The following is a 15,039-nucleotide window of genomic DNA, read 5'->3' on the forward strand; positions in this document are numbered from 1 at the left end:
AAGACAATTGATTTATGCTATTTATCAAGGTTTTAGCCTCTAAATTTGTATGACAACTGTCGGGATGCAAAACACCCTGCATCAACAAACCATTAAGTTTGCTGATGCAGGGTGTAATAATTTATAATAATTCCTAGTATTTATTTCTTCCTTCTTGGACTTCCCAAGCTTGGAAGCCAGCGGCCGCCTCGTCGCGCAACAATTCGGTCATAGCAATACGGCGTTGTGCAAGGGGTTTCTCTATTTCGTCGTAGATAAACTGATCATCGAAGCCAACAGCCGCGGCGTCTTGTTTCGTGTTGCCGTAAAACACGCGGCGTGGCCGGGCCCAGTAAATGGCGCCCAAACACATGGGGCACGGTTCACAGGAAGTATACAGGTCGCAGTCGTCGAGTTGAAAGCTGTTAAGCGTGGCGCAGGCTTTCCGGATGGCATCGACTTCGGCGTGGCAGGTAGGGTCGTTGGTGCTGGTGACTTGGTTGAAGCCGCGCGCAATGATGGTGCCGTTCTTTACCACAACGGCTCCGAAGGGGCCACCGTAGCCGGCCTGCATTTTTTCGATGGAAAGGCGAATGGCTTCGCGCATGAAGTCAGGATTGGGAGCTTCCATGCTGTTAATGGAAATAAGGTGAAAGGAAAAAGCCAATAGGCTAGAACTGCAAAGTACGCTACGCGTGATGGAGCGCCCGGCAATAGCGCAAAACTGTTGATTGAATTATCTATTTATATATTTAAACAAATCTCAGCCTTAGCAGTACTACTGAGTAGGTTCATTTCCACCTCCTTCTTCTAATTTGCTATGCAACAAAAACTTACGCATCTGCTGACTGGCTTGTTGATCTTGCTGCTCAGTTTCAACTCGCAGGCCGACCACCTGCGGGCTCACTTGCTGTTAGGCTCATCCTTGGATGGAGCGCAAGAAGTGCCAGCCGTAACAACAACGGCTCGCGGAGCCGCCAGCTTCACGCTGAATGCCAGGCGCGACACGCTGTTTATTTCCGGTTCTTTCAGTGGCCTCAGCGGCCCCATTGTCGCCGCTCACACGCACCTAGGCTTTCGGGGAGTGTCGGGTCCGGTTGTAACGGACTTGTTCCGTTTCATTCGGGGCAACCGCATTCAAGGGTTCCTCACCGGCGCCGATATCGACCGGGGGAAGCTGGACCGCTACCTGCGGGGCGGCTACTACCTAAATGTGCATACGGCCGCCAACCCAGGTGGTGAAATTCGGGGGCAAATCGAGTTGGAAAAGGATGAGGAGTTTGTGGCCACGCTTTCGGGCACACAAGAAGTACCACCCGTAATAACCAACGGTGTTGGTATCGGTACGTTCAATCTGTCACAATCCCAAGACAGAATCAAGTTTAGGGTAGTGGTAGCTGGCCTGAGCGGCCCTATCACCATGTCCCACTTCCACCAGGGAGCAGTGGGCGTAGCCGGCCCTGTGGTGCTGGATTTGATGCCTTATATTAGTGGTAACGTCATTGAAGGCGAAGTCACGCCTACGCCGGCTATTGTTGCGGCCATGAAGGCCGGACAGATCTACATCAATGTGCACACCGCCACTAACCCCGGCGGTGAAATTCGGGGACAACTATTCCAGGAAGCCCGCTTTATCAGCCATGATGTCCGCCTCGATGCAGCTCAGTTGGTGCCAGCTGGTACCGCAACGGGTAAAGGCGTGGCCGTGCTGCAACTCAACAGCACATTCGACACCCTGCGCGTGCGGGTAGCGCATACCGGCCTGAGTGCCGCGCCTACCACGCTTGATGTATATGCCAAGGAGGTTGGTCAAGCCAACACCCCAGCCGATCTAATAACCAGCATCAATTTAACGGGCGCTCCTTCTGCCTTTGGCATAACATTTACTCCGCCGACCGGCTCTTCCACGCTAGGTACAGAGTTAATTAATTTGTTTTTGACGGGTGGGGTAAACGTCGTTTTCACTACTGCGGCCAATCCTAATGGAGAAATCCGAGGCCAAGTATACCGGCTGGCGCGCGAGGGCTATACTATCTCCATGAACGGCTCGCAGGAGCGGCCCACGCCTAATCCGAGTGCAGGCTACGGCTCTGGCTTCGTGAGCATGGACCGCGACCAAAGCAACGTGCACTTCAGTTTGGCCTGGGGCGGCTTAAGCGGGCCCGTTGTGGGCGGACACTTCCATACTGGTTTGCGCAATCAGGCGGGCCCGGTGGTATTCGATCTAAGCCCTTTCTACACGCCAACTGGTGGTGCGGCTATCTCGGCCCAGGGCTTCTGGCAACCTACTGGTAATGTTACTCCTAACGCTACATCCAACTTCACGGCCCGTCGGGCACTGCAATTCCGGCGCGACAGCATCTATGCTAACATCCACACGGCTATGTACCCAGGCGGCGAAATTCGGGGCCAAGTGTTCCGTGGTGCCCGCGACCTAAGTATTGTACTCAGCAACCAACCCGCGGCCCTCGTAGCCGAAACGTTTGGTTACTATCCCAATCCTTTCAAGGAAGCTATTACGCTTTCTTTCGAGTCGCGGGCTGCTGGCATTGCTACCGTGAAAGTGGCCGACTTGCTGGGGCGTACGGTGGTCACCAAGCCAGTGCAAGTACGGGTAGGTGCTAATCAGCCGCAGCTCGATTTGCCTGGTATAGCCCCGGGCGTGTATCTGATAACGGTTGACGTAGCCGGGTCCCGGATTGTGAGCCGGGTAGTAAAAGAATAGCTTCAAAAAGCTTTAGTACGTAAAGCTCTTCTTTCTTTCAAGAAAAAGGTCTCCTGCGCTCGTTGCGGGAGACCTTTTTCTTGAAGAGGATAATCCAAGGCTAGGTATGAGATTTTCCTTAATGTTTTGGCCTGATAGTTGTTTGTGACTCTATCAGAAAGATTATTTTTTTAGGTGTTTTGGTTGTGGAAGAGGGACTGGCCGTTGGCTGGTCCTTCTTTGTTTTTAACGAGCATCCAGTTGTCTCTATGGTAGTACCAGTGTTACAAGAGAGCAGGGGCAAAGCAGAGGGTCTTACCAATAAAACTCTGATGCTTAAGTGAGTTCGGAGAGAAAATAAATGTCGAGGCAAGCGAGGTATAATCGCCTTCAGTAAGTAGTTGCCCGTCAGTAGGAGAGGTTCACTACACACCAGCGGCCCGAAAACGAAAGTTTCCGGGCCGCTGGTGTGTAGTAGTTACTTGGCGTCAGATAACGAGTTTACAACAACGGGTCGAAAGCTCCGCCCCAGGTGTTATTCTGAACAAGCTCCGGGTTGTTGTCGATGGCCGCCTGGGGCAACGCAAGGAAGTAGTATTCCGGCTTCCAGTTGATGCCATTAGGGAAAGTCGAAGCTGTATTTGTATCCAGTACCCGAGTCGTGATGGTGAAATAGTCGGTATACACTTGGTCGATGTTTAGGTTGTCGCGGGTGGTGGCGAAATCGGCGGGGACGCCGGTGGCCTTCAGGGTGATGATCAGGCCTGAGCGGCGCTTACCGTTGAGCGTGCTTTCCATCTTGCGCCAGCGCCGCAAATCCCAGAACCGCTTGCCTTCGAAGGCCAACTCAATCTGCCGCTCGTACAGGATGGCATCGAACATCTGCGTCCGGTTCATGCCCGCCTGCAAACCATAGTCGCCGGTGCCGGCTTCAATACCGGCCCGCGCCCGGATAGCCCGGAGTTGGGTGTAAGCCTCGGTGAGGTTGCCCACACCGCAAGCGGCTTCGGCCAGGTTCAGCAGCACCTCGGCATAGCGAATCTCAATCCAGTCGGTGCCGATAATATTGGCGTTATTAGCGGCTGCCGTTGGGTTGATGGCTTTGCGCAGGTAGAAGCTGGTAAGAGTGGCACCGGAGGGCTCTACGCTGGTAGTACCCCGCAGATAAGTCCAGATTTTGTAGTTGGCGTTGCCGTTCAAAGGCCAAGTTGCCCCGTTGTAGGCAATGGTTTTGCCAAACCGAGGGTCCCGGTTTTTGTAGAACTGCTGCAAGTTGTACGGATACTTGGTCGATTCGCCGCGCTTCTTGCCATCGAGCATCGGGAAGGCTTGCACCAAATCCCAGGTAGGCCGGTTGGAGCCGCCGCCGGTACCGGTGTAGGAAGGCCGCGTGCTGTTGTCGTACTGGTTGTTCTTAGCGGGCTGGGTGCCATTGGTGGTGGTATTGAAGCCCGTTACCAGCACGGCTTCCGGGTTGTTGGCTTCCTGAAACCACAGCTGGTCGAAGGAGGCATGCAGGCCGAAGCCATTGGCGCTTAACAACGTACGGGCCTGCTGGCTGGCGGCAAAGGCCTTTTGCCACTTGGCGGCCTCATCGGAGGGGTTGAACTGCGGGCTGGCGGCGTAGAGCAGGGCGCGGGCTTTGAAAGCCGCAGCGGCTCCGCTCGTGATGCGGCCCCAGGTGCCATTGGCGGTCCACTTGCCGGGCAGGTAGGCAATGGCCGAATCCAGGTCGGCGGTAATCTGGTTGAAGCATTCGGTGGTGGTGTTGCGCGGCAGATAGGCGGCGTCTCGGGCTTCCGGGCCTACGGCTTGCTGCGGCGTGAGCACCAGCGGCACCCCGCCGTACACGCGCACCAAGTCGAAATAGCGGTACGCGCGGAAGAACAGGGCCTCCCCTTTAAGCTGGTTGCGCGGCTGCGTCGGAATCGGCGACCGGTCGAGGCCCCGGATAAACATGTTGATGGTTCGGATCTTGCCGTAGTTGTTGTTGGCAGCCAGCGCGACGCCAAAATCCGTTACGGTATTCTGCGTCACCGTGCCTCGCAGGTAATCGTTGTCCGAGGCCGCTTCATCCGACAACCCACTCGGATTCTGACTACCAATGCCCACGCCCGTCTGGCCGAACCAGGTGGGTAGGTTCTGGTCGTAGATGTAGCTTAGGTTGAGGAAGGCAATGGTTTCGTTCTGGAAAACCAATTCTTCACTGGCGGCCGAAAGGTCAATCTTATCCAGGGTGTCTTTGCAGCCCGCTATGGTCAGCGCGGAAGCGGAAAAAGCGAGTAGAGCAGCTATGCGGGTGAATTTCATGAGTTCAGAAGAAATTAGAAGCCAACATTCAAACCCAGCGACAACGACCGCAACGTGGGGTACGCGTCGTAGGCGCCCCCATAGGTTTTGTAGCTGTAGGGATTGTAGAAGTTGATCGGATTCACGGCCACGAAGAAGACTTTCACGCTGCTGATGTTGGCGCGGCTCACGAAGGCGGTGGGCAGATTATAGGAGATAGTGGCGTTGCGCATACTAGCCGTCAGCGAGTTGCGGAACCAGAATTCCGAGTTCCGGTTGTAGCTGTTGCTGGTGAAGGGCGCGGGAAACTCAGCGTCCGGATTGTCGGGGGTCCAGTGGTCGGCCCAAAACTCGGGCCGGTTGGCGGTAGCCGTGGCTACCGTGCGGGCCGCACCTTCCACCAAGGCCTGGCCCCCAAACGACATGCCCATCGTCAGCTGAATGGTCAGGCCTTTGTAGCTCATGCTCGGGTTGAGGCCGACGCCGTAGTGGTTGCTGGCCTTTCTGTTCAGGTAGGTTTCGTCGTCTTCGGTGATCTTGCCGTCGGGCTCGGTGTACTGGCCCGAGGCATCTTTGGGGCCGCGGATGTCTTGGTAGTACAGCATCCCGGGCGCCGGCTTGTCGCCAAACAAGGTGTAGTTGGGATTTGCAGCCAGATACGCGTCAACATCTTCCTGGGTGCGGAACATGCCCAGGTACTGGAAACCCGATACGCCAGGGTCCTGTGAGCGGCCGGTTGGGTCGTTCCACTGCCCGATTTTACCCCGCTCCACGTCCACTTTAAGTTGCTTGTTGTCGTTCCACGAGAGGAAGGTGTTCACCCGGTACGACCAGTCGTTGGTGATTTTGTCGCCGAAGCCCACCGACAGCTCGTAGCCGAAACCGTCGATAGACGAGTAGTTTTCCGACGGCAGGGGCGCGCCAATCAGCAGCGGTGCCGAGCCCGTAAGAAACGTGAGCATGTTGCGGCGCTGGTCGTAGAACCCATCTGCGCTCAAGGAGAGGCGGTTGTCTAGGAAACGGGCGTCGATGCCCACGTTGTACTTGCGGTTGTCGTCCCAGCGTGCGGCCCGGTTGGCCAGCGCATTGTTGGGTGCCACCGTGAGGGTCCGGTCGGCGTTGCCGCCGAATACGGCGCCTTTGCCAATCTCGAACCGGTAGTTTTCCTGCCAGTTGTAGGCGCGGGTGGCATCACCCCCCAGCAAGCCCACCGAGCCGCGGATTTTCAGGAAATTAACGCCGTTGCCTTTCGGAAAAAATTCTTCCTCGGAAATCACCCAGCCCGCCGACAGCGAGGGGAACAGGCCCCAACGGTATTCGGGGGCAAAGTTGGTGGAGCCGTCGTAGCGCAAAGCCAGCTCGGCGAAGTACTTGTTGGCGAAGTTATAGTTGAGGCGGCCGGCGTAGGAAAGAATGCCCGATTCGCTTTCCGATTCCTCGGTTACTTGCTCACCCGTAGCAAAGCGCATGTTGTCGAGGCCACCCGGCACGACCCCGGTACGGTAGCTTTTCGTTTCGTCGAAGTGCGTTTCGGCCTGCTCGAAAAACGCCAGCGCCGAAACGTGGTGCCGGCCAAACTGCTGCTCGTAGTTCAGGTAGCCGTTGAACTGATACGTATCCGTGTAGCTCGGCACCACCCGGATAATGTCGCCGTTGCGCAGGGTGCGCTGCTGCACCACGTCCCCGCCCGGAATGTGCCGGTGCTCCCCCAGGCCCCGGTACTCGGTCACGACGTAGCTCGTGCCAAACTGCTTGCCGAAGTTGTTGTCGAGCGTGCGGCTGTAGAGCACGCGCGCCTTCAGACCTTTAAGGAAGGGAATATCGTAGTCGAGGTTGGCCGTCAGGTTCAGGCCGGTATTGCGCTGCGAGGTATAGTTGTTGGAGTTCTGCACTTCAAAGAAGTGGGTGGCATCCACGCTGTTCGTGTTGGTGAATCCTGGCGCCGTATAGGCCGGTTTGCCATCGATGTAGAAGGCCCCGAACTGCGGCGTCCAAAGCAACGACCTCATGTCGTTGTCCACGCTTTCTGAGCCTTGCTTGAAGTAGTAGGTCTGCGACTTGTAGATGTCGCCGCTCAGCGAGAGGCCCGCCTTCAGGCCGGTGGCTACGGTTACGTCGGTGCTGGCCCGGAACGTCCACTTGTCGGAATTGATGTTGTCGAAGTTGCCGTTTTGGCGGTTGTACGACACGCCCGCGAAGTACGTGGCTCGGTCGCTGCCGCCGCTCACATTCAGCGCGTTGCGGGTAAGGGTAGAAGGTTTCCACGCTTGCTTCAGCCAGTTGGTGCTGTTGTTGGCGAAATACTCCAGCTCATCGGGCGTATAAATCAACGGGTCCGTGGCCAGGCGGCCCCGGTAGAAATTGTAGTCGTTGAGGTAAGTGGCGTGCTCGAGGCCGCTCATCATACCCGGCAGCTGTGCCGCATCCGACGTGCCCACCGAGCCGCTGTACGAGAACTTGGCCGGGCCAGCCTTGCCCCGCTTGGTGGCTACCACTACCACGCCCTGGTTGGAGCGGGCCCCGTAGATGGCGGCAGCGGCGTCTTTCAGCACCGAAATGGCTTCCACCTCCGATTGGTCGAGCAGGTTGAAGTCTTCCTCGGTACGCACCACGTTGTCAATCACGTAGAGCGGGCGAAGGGTACCACCATCTTTGGAGAGGATGACAGGATTGCGAACCGTAATCTGGCCTTTGTCGCCGGGGCGGGCGGTGCCGCCACTCACGCCGACGCCCGGCTGTTGCCCGGCTATAGCCGTGGAGAGGCTACCGACCGGTAACTCCTCGATGGCTTTCATGTCCACGGTAGCCACCGCGCCCGTCAAACTTACCCTCGACTGCGTCCCGTAGCCCACTACCACTACTTCGTCGAGGGCCGCCGCGTCGTCCACCAACACGATGTCGAGCGAGGTGCGGCCGGCAATGTCTATTTCCTGTTTTTTAAACCCGATAGAGCTGAACACCAGCGTTTCGTTGCCGGTCGGCGCGTTGATGCGGAACACGCCTTTGGCATCGGTGGCGGTGCCGGTGGTAGTGCCTTTCAGCACCACGCTCACGCCCGGAATACCTTCGCCCTTGGCATCGCGCACCGTGCCAGTGAGGTTCATGAAGGCCACGGAAGCGGAGGGGAGCGGGGCGCCCGCCGCACTGCTAGCCGTGGCACTGACGGCCCCCGCACTCAGTAAAAAGCCTGCTAATAGGGCGTAGGCCGCTTGCTGACTAACGCTAAGCGGGCGGGTGGGAAGTTGGGGTACAAAACGGGTCATAGCAATTGATTTGTGGGAAAACGCATGCTTTGGAATGCTTGCTTACTTGCTGCCCTCGGCCGCCCGGCGGGCTTGCCAGTCTTTGCCGGCTTGGTTCATATCGATGCCCGCGGCCGAGAGGTAGTTGTTGATTTTGCCTTTGTACTTGCCAAACCACGCGTGCTTCTTCTCCGACGTGCTGGCATCCATGGCATGCTCGCGGGCTTCTAGGAGCCACGCCAGCATCTGCGCTTTTTGAGCTTCCGTCAGGTTGGGCAGCATCTCGTTGTAAGCGCGCATGGTGTTGGGCGCCACGCTGTAGGTCATGCCGTCTTTCACCTGTTCGATTTGCGCGGCCGAGAGGTGGCGCCCGAGCTTTTTCAGGTATTGCGCGTGCAGTTTGTTTAGCGCGGCGGTGGTTTCAGCTTCCACCTTGGCAGCTTCCACTTTAGTGGCCTCGTCCTGGGGTTTTGCTTTGAGGGCGGCTAGCTGCGTTTTCTGTTTTTCATGGATGTCGTTGAGCTGCCGGTACTGGTTGGCAACAACATCCCGCACTTGCATGGAGGCTTTCGAATTCAGCTCGCCGAGCGTGACTACAATCTTGCTAGCTCGCTCGGTGATGGTCCGGGTATAAGCAGCTTCTTTGGTTTCGGTTGGCGGGGTCGTCTGTGCCGAAGCGAGGGTAGCGCTGGATAAGAAGCCGGCTAGCAGTAGAACACTTAATGAATTCTTCATAATGACGTGTAACTTCAGTGCAGCAGCAAGTTACATGTACATCGGAGGGGCTATATACAGGTTTTAGCCAACTTGTTGTAGGATATTACCATATCCCATAAGGTGATTTTACAACTACTAGATAATCGAATACGTAAAGCGGCGGCGCTCTGAATTTCAGCTAGCTAAAGGAGAGCGTAAAAACTTTGAAAGCAGGCTTTGTAGCCAATAAATGACCTGACTATTCTGCTATTCGTTGGCTCCTGTCAGCACGTAAAGTAACCTGCCTAACTGGCCTGGAAAATAGACTTCAGGTAGGTGGTATTTGCGCCAAAGTTCTTCTTCACGTTACGGGCGTCGTTGGCGTCGCGCGAGCGTTCAATCACCAGCCAGCCTTCCCAGTTCATCTCGGCCAGCGTTTGCTTGACGCGCTTCATGTCGAGTCGGGTATTATTTTGCAGCCACACGCCATCCTCGTCGGTGCAGTGAATTTGGCAGATGCGCTTACGACCCAAGATTTTAAGCTCCTGGTGCAAGTCGCGCCCTTCTTTGAGCGGGTTCGAGAAGTTGAAATAGATCTGGATGTGCTTGGAGTTGATTTCGCGAAGCAATTCCACCTCGCCGGTAGCATCCAGCGCCGTTTCGATACCCACCACTACACCCGCTTTCTGCGCCATGCGGCCCACCACTTTCAGCCGCTCCACGATGGCCGGGCGCAGTTCGGGGTTCTTCACCAAGTCGCCTTGCGTACCGAGAGGCAAGAATGCCACCTTCACGTTCAAGGCCTTCATCGTGTCGATGCAGTCTTGCACCATGCGCTGGTAAGTGGGGCGTGTGGCAAACGATTGGGCGTAGAAGCCCGTCATGGCTAATGAGCAGATTTCCAGGTTCAGTTCGCGAGCTTTGTCGAGGAACTGTTGCCGGATTTCTGGTTTCGCCAGTTGGCTATCAAAGGTTTCGCGCTGGCCCAAGCCACCCATATCCACTTCCACGCCGTCGGCCCCGATATCCTTGGTGAGCTGCAAGGCGCCTAGCTTCTGCCGCTTCAGAATCATCAAGTCAACCACGGCAATCTTGTAGGACAGCTTCTTGCTCCGGGCCACCGCTGCCGACCACGGCAACAGCAGCCCCGCGGTTAGTAAGGCGCCCGATGTAAGAAACGCACGACGGGTAAGTACATTTTGGTGCATATACCATAGCGGTTAGTTAGTGGACACTCACCTTGAGTTCGGGCTTGTCGGTGCGGAACGGCCGGGCCGGCAGCCTCGAACTGGAAAACAGATTTGGCTGTGCGGCTTCGTGCCAGCCGAAGCGCACGGCTTTGGGCTCGGCCACGCCAGAGGCGGAAACCAGCACGGTTTTGCCCTTAATGCGCGCTTGCGCCGGTACGAATACCCCATCGGCGCCGGCCACTTGGAAGTTGGTAAGCGGCTTGCTGTCTTTGCGGATTAGGCGCCCACCCAGCGGCTTGAACGAGATGGTAGCCACCTTGCCTTTCACCGCCATGCTATTGAATATTGGCCCGGAAGCTTCCACATCTTTCCGGGCGTAGGTGGAAGCCAGCGCCACTAAGGCCAGCCGCCGCCCGATTTCCCACTTGAAAGGTGGATGAATGTCATCGAGCTTGGTTGCTAAGTCGGTGGTGACAATCATGCCCGTGTGCGGCAATTGCAGAACAGCTTCCTGCGCCTCGCGGAATTTGGGCAGCGTTTCCGGCGTCAGTTCCACTTTGCCTTTCGACTCCGAGTACTTGAACGGCGCCAGTTGCACATAATAGAAAGGCAGGGTAGAATCTTGCCACGCGGCGCGCCAGCTTTCTATCAGCGTCTTCATTTTGTGGGTGTAGGTGCTGGTTTCAGCCAGAAAGCAGTTGCTTTCACCCTGATACCACAAAAAACCACGCACCGCAAACGACACCAGCGGCCGAATCATGGGCTCGTAGAACTTGCCGGGGTCACCATCCACTTTTTGAGTGGCGTAATATGAATCCTGCTGGAAGGCCGCCTCCGCAATCCACGGCTCGATGCGGCTGCCCGGTACGGCCGAGGAAATGACGCCAATCGGCACATTCAAGCGCTGGTTCAGCTCTTTGGCGAAGAAATAGGCCGGTGCCGAAAACGACCGAAGCGCCGAATCCTGCGCGACGCTCCAGCCGCGGTGCAACGAATCGGGCTTGGCGAGCTCCTTGCGGTTCACCAGAAAAATCCGAATCAGAGGGTTGTGGGCGCGCTCTAGTTCACTGACCGGAGTGGCGTCTGCCGTTGGCGGGAGCGTCACCTTACTGCTCTTGCGCATGGTGTATTCCATATTCGACTGCCCCGAGCACAGCCACACTTCGCCCACCAGCACATTGCGCAGCCGAATGGTGTTGCGGCCACTAATCACCAGCTCCGCGGGAGTACTAGAAGTTGCCAAGGGTTGCAATAGCACCTGCCAGTGCCCAGTCGCATCAGCCACGGCGCTAACCTGTTGGCCTGCAAACTGCACCGCAACGGTTTCACCCGGCGCGGCTTGCCCCCAGATAGGAAGCGGCTTGTTGCTTTGCAGCACCATGTTGTGCGCCAGCACCCGCGGCAATACCACGTTGGCCTGCGCCGGTACGCTTACTAGCAAACCAAGCAGCGCCACGAATAGGACAGTGTAGAGACGCGACACTTCGCGTCTCGTCGTTGCTGACGTTGTTAATAATGCTTGTTTGAACGGCGCGGCTTCGGCAACACGAAGTGTCACGTCTCTACATAGTGTGCGGAGGCGGTGTAGAAGCTGCTTCATAGCTATTTCTTCTGCAGCCAGACCACTTCGGCGCCAGCGGGCTGCTTGGTTAAGGTGATGCGCTTGCCGCCTTTCACAGTCTCAATGGAGATAGAAATTTTGCCCGTTTTCGGGTCGATGTGGCGGACCACGAATGTGCCTTTCAGAGCCGACAAGTCGAGTTCAACTGGCGCCGCACTCTCACGGTACACCAACAAGCCGGTTTTGCCGTCGCTCATCAGCCATTGGCCGGCCGGCTGGCCGCTCGGCTCCACGGGCGCCATGCTGGCTACGGCCGCAGCAAAGCGCGCATCCGAAACCTGCGGCACCGACGCCAACGACCCGCCCGCGAGCAGCACCGCCCACCCAAAAGCATCGTAGCTGTCGGCGGAGTAGAAGACGGCTTTGTCGGGGAATTGCTTGCGGTACTCGCGCACGGCTCGGTACACTTGCTCGAACGAGCTGCGCTTGGGCTTAAGCAAACGGGCATGTTGGCGCGGCGCCAAATTCTGCCCGCCCGCTGGCGCGTAAGCGGTACCATCGGCTTGGTAGTGCCAGTAGTTGATGTCGATGACGTCAACTATGGCCGCTCGCGCGGGGTCGGCGAGAATGGCGTCTTGCACGTCTTTGGTGGTGCTTAGGGCAATAGTAGCCGCTTGGCCGGTTTCCGTTTCCCACTCTTTGATGGTATCCAGCCAGAACTGCACGAAGCTCAGCGGACCCGTGAATTCGGCCCCAATCAAGTGAATGACGCCGGTTTTGCCCACGAAGTTGTTGAGACATTGCCGGATGTACGCCCGGTGCAAAGGCCGCCGCGTAGGGTCTGAAACGTCGTAGAACTGCTCGGCCATGAAGATGCGCTTGTCGCCGGCGTAGGGAGCCGGTTCGGGGAAACCAGTGTTGTTGATGTTGTTGACGGGCCGCCACGGGAAATCGGCGTAGTGGGCGCCGGCTTCGATGATGTTGTGCTGAAAATAGTGCTGGTTGAGTAGCACGAGCCCTTTTTGATCGGCTAGGTCGGCAAACTCGGCCAGCCGGCTCCAGTACCAACGGTTGTACTTGGTGAGGTCGTAGCGGCTGAGGCCGTCCCAGGCGGTGCCCGTACCAGTCCGGGCGAAGGGAAGCTCGTAGAATGGCGGCCACACTTCGCCATCCATGCGTTTCACCCGTTCGTGGTCGTCGCGGCGGCGCTCATACCACAAGCCGTAGTTGTGCGCCAGCGCCACCACGTTGTCGGCCCGCATGGAATCCGTCATTTCCGGTAGGTCATCGGTGAGGCCGCGGCCCATCATGCCCGGCACGAAGCGGGTGACGTGCGGTTTGGGGTTGCGCAGCCCGTAAGGCCGGGCGCTACCGTTCCACCACGGCACTTCCTGCCGGCGGCCCGTCACGAGGGCGTTGCCGCGCATCACTACGCCGCGCTCCACATGCAGCGGTGCGGCGTAAGTAGGTTTGGCGGCCGGCTTTACCTTCAATTTATCGATGGTGGGCGCGGTAGTCTGAATGGCAATCGGCTGCCGGTTCGGGGCGGCCTGAATGAACGCCAGCACGGTAGGGGCAGCCTGCACCGACAATTTCGTTAGCTCTTGCGCTACGGATACCGGCGGGCTGCTAGAGGCCTCGGTGGATATCGGTAGCAGAATGGCGCGGCTGGCTACGGCGGCCCCGAGACGGTCTTGCAGCTGCGCGTAGTACAGGCTGCGGGGTTTAATGTGCTCGTTGGACTGTTCCCAGTGCCCGTTGCCGGCAAACTGCGCCCACGTGCCAAACGCCCAGTTTTGGGCCGTAGGCGGCTGGTAGCAGTCCACTCGTGCGGCGGTGCACTGCCAGAACACGCTGTTGGCGGCGGCCCACCCAGCACCCTGCCCGTCTTGCTCCCGATTGCCGAAGCGCAGGGCTTGGCCGTATTCTTTCACGATGTCAAATAGAGTGCCTGAAGCCCAACTATCAATGCTGCCGCTGAAACTGTAGGCGTCTTCGGCCTCGCACTGCACGAAAGCATTGGGGCCGGCCGCGCAGTAGCCCACGGCAAAATCGTGGTATCCGGATTGGGCATACAGCCGCTGAAACAGCGTTTGCTGGCCCTTGGTCAGAAAGGTATTGCGCCGCTCACCCCCAATCTCCGACACGGGCTCGGTGGAAATGCAGTTTTCTACGGTGAGGCGGCGGACGGTTTCGTGGGCCAGTACCGCCGAGCCGGCAAAGCGCCGAAACGCCACCTGCCGCACCCACGCATCTTGCACGTTTTCCAGCACCACGGCCATCCAGCGGTGGTCTTCATCTTTCGGGTTGCTGGCATCTACTGCTGATTCCAGCCGCAAATTCTCGACGCCCACTTGCGTTAGCAGCCCCGGCCACGTAGTGCGGGCTATGCTGCCGCCGCCGTAGGTTTTGTCGAGGGCCGTGGTGATGGGCGCGTCCAGCGTGAGGCCGACGGCATCTACGGCCACTACCTGCCGGTCCCAGAACAAGTCGCGCTGGCCGGGTTTCCAGCCTAGCGCCGACTCGCCTCCGCCGAACGATTGGGTGCCCAGCTTCTGAATCCAGGCCGCGGTGGAAGGCCGCTGCACCCGCACCCGGTCCCCGACTTTGAAGGCGCTAGGGTTGGCCACTTGCATTGTGCGGGCATTTACGGGCACGTAGTCGTTGGTTATCGGTTGGGCGGCGTCCAGTTTCCGGTCGTTGCGGCCGGCTATCGTTATCAGGTTGTCGCGGCTGTAGCCCGTCCCGATGACGGTGGTACCTTCTTCGCCCATGCCGCTGCCTCGCAACACCACGCCCGAGGCCCGCAGCAACAGCCGGCCGGCCACCTCATACTTCCCGCGTTGCAGCAGCACGGCCCCACGAAATCCATCTTTCCCCACGGGAAACCCCGCTACATAGTCCAGCGCCGCTTGAATGCGCGCCGTAGCATCTCCTGTCTGCACCGGCACCACCACCCGGATAGCCACCAGCGGCAACGCTTGCTCGCCGGCCCGGTAGCCGCAGTACGAGAAGTCGGGAATCCGATTGCCCAAGGAATCGGGCGCATACACTAGCTTTCCTTGCGCGTCACTGGAAATAGGCGGCAGCTCTTTGGGTGGTTTATTGCCTTGCGCATCCACCAAATTGATGGGTCCGATGCTGATCAGCAATAAGAGCAGGGGAAAAAGTAGGTTTGGTTTGCGCACAGTATGCAACTAGAAATCAGGATTCACTGAAAAAGACCGCCATGCTGAGCATGTGGCGCCTCAAGCCAGAGGGATGCAACGAAGCCAAAGCCTCGCGCGTGCTGACGTTGAGCAGAAGGTATTGTCATGCTGAGCGTAGGCGTTGCCGCAGTCGAAGTATCTCGCTCGAACGTCAGCACGCGCGAGGCTT

At 57.9% G+C, this 15,039-nt stretch carries 8 protein-coding genes; 1 reads left to right on the top strand and 7 read right to left on the bottom strand.

Annotated elements, in window-relative coordinates; translation table 11 throughout:
- Positions 1-133: 133 nt before the first annotated feature.
- Positions 134-610 carry a nucleoside deaminase gene (locus ACFE7X_RS00675; RefSeq protein ID WP_375433721.1) on the bottom strand — a complete coding sequence of 159 codons (477 nt, stop codon included), beginning with the start codon at positions 608-610 and terminating at the stop codon, positions 134-136.
- A gap of 189 nt (positions 611-799) precedes the next feature.
- On the opposite strand from ACFE7X_RS00675, the gene ACFE7X_RS00680 reads away from it, so the two are divergent.
- On the top strand, positions 800-2,704 hold the full coding sequence (locus ACFE7X_RS00680; RefSeq protein ID WP_375433722.1) for a CHRD domain-containing protein: 1,905 nt from the start codon (positions 800-802) through the stop codon (positions 2,702-2,704).
- Positions 2,705-3,184: 480 nt separating this feature from the next.
- Here ACFE7X_RS00680 and ACFE7X_RS00685 read toward each other — a convergent pair whose 3' ends face one another.
- The 6 genes from ACFE7X_RS00685 to ACFE7X_RS00710 all read right to left on the bottom strand — a co-directional run bounded on the left by ACFE7X_RS00685 (position 3,185) and on the right by ACFE7X_RS00710 (position 14,849).
- Positions 3,185-4,993 (bottom strand): RagB/SusD family nutrient uptake outer membrane protein, encoded by a 1,809-nt coding sequence (locus ACFE7X_RS00685; protein WP_375433723.1) that lies wholly within the window; start codon positions 4,991-4,993, stop codon positions 3,185-3,187.
- A 14-nt stretch (positions 4,994-5,007) separates the two neighbouring features.
- The gene (locus tag ACFE7X_RS00690) at positions 5,008-8,235 is read right to left on the bottom strand and encodes a SusC/RagA family TonB-linked outer membrane protein (RefSeq protein WP_375433724.1); all 3,228 of its coding nucleotides are present in this window, start codon (positions 8,233-8,235) and stop codon (positions 5,008-5,010) included.
- A 42-nt stretch (positions 8,236-8,277) separates the two neighbouring features.
- Positions 8,278-8,949, bottom strand: coding sequence for a DUF3826 domain-containing protein (locus ACFE7X_RS00695; RefSeq protein ID WP_375433725.1), 672 nt, complete (start codon positions 8,947-8,949; stop codon positions 8,278-8,280).
- A gap of 266 nt (positions 8,950-9,215) precedes the next feature.
- Positions 9,216-10,118 carry a sugar phosphate isomerase/epimerase family protein gene (locus ACFE7X_RS00700; RefSeq protein ID WP_375433726.1) on the bottom strand — a complete coding sequence of 301 codons (903 nt, stop codon included), beginning with the start codon at positions 10,116-10,118 and terminating at the stop codon, positions 9,216-9,218.
- Between the two features lie 16 nt (positions 10,119-10,134).
- A complete protein-coding gene (locus tag ACFE7X_RS00705) occupies positions 10,135-11,583 on the bottom strand; it encodes a sialate O-acetylesterase (RefSeq protein ID WP_375433727.1) in 1,449 nt (482 codons plus the stop codon).
- 119 nt (positions 11,584-11,702) lie between these two features.
- Positions 11,703-14,849: a DUF6298 domain-containing protein gene (locus ACFE7X_RS00710; protein WP_375433728.1), complete on the bottom strand. Its 3,147-nt coding sequence runs from the start codon at positions 14,847-14,849 to the stop codon at positions 11,703-11,705.
- Between the last annotated feature and the right edge of the window lie 190 nt (positions 14,850-15,039).

Origin of the sequence: uncultured Hymenobacter sp. (assembly GCF_964242765.1) — a bacterium.
Taxonomy (GTDB): Bacteria; Bacteroidota; Bacteroidia; order Cytophagales; family Hymenobacteraceae; genus Hymenobacter.

Excerpts from the sequence above, each read along its gene's own strand:
- ACFE7X_RS00675 (WP_375433721.1), bottom strand. The coding sequence starts at position 610 with ATGGAAGCTCCCAATCCTGACTTCATGCGCGAAGCCATTCGCCTTTCC.
- ACFE7X_RS00680 (WP_375433722.1), top strand. The coding sequence starts at position 800 with ATGCAACAAAAACTTACGCATCTGCTGACTGGCTTGTTGATCTTGCTG.
- ACFE7X_RS00685 (WP_375433723.1), bottom strand. The coding sequence starts at position 4,993 with ATGAAATTCACCCGCATAGCTGCTCTACTCGCTTTTTCCGCTTCCGCG.
- ACFE7X_RS00690 (WP_375433724.1), bottom strand. The coding sequence starts at position 8,235 with ATGACCCGTTTTGTACCCCAACTTCCCACCCGCCCGCTTAGCGTTAGT.
- ACFE7X_RS00695 (WP_375433725.1), bottom strand. The coding sequence starts at position 8,949 with ATGAAGAATTCATTAAGTGTTCTACTGCTAGCCGGCTTCTTATCCAGC.
- ACFE7X_RS00700 (WP_375433726.1), bottom strand. The coding sequence starts at position 10,118 with ATGCACCAAAATGTACTTACCCGTCGTGCGTTTCTTACATCGGGCGCC.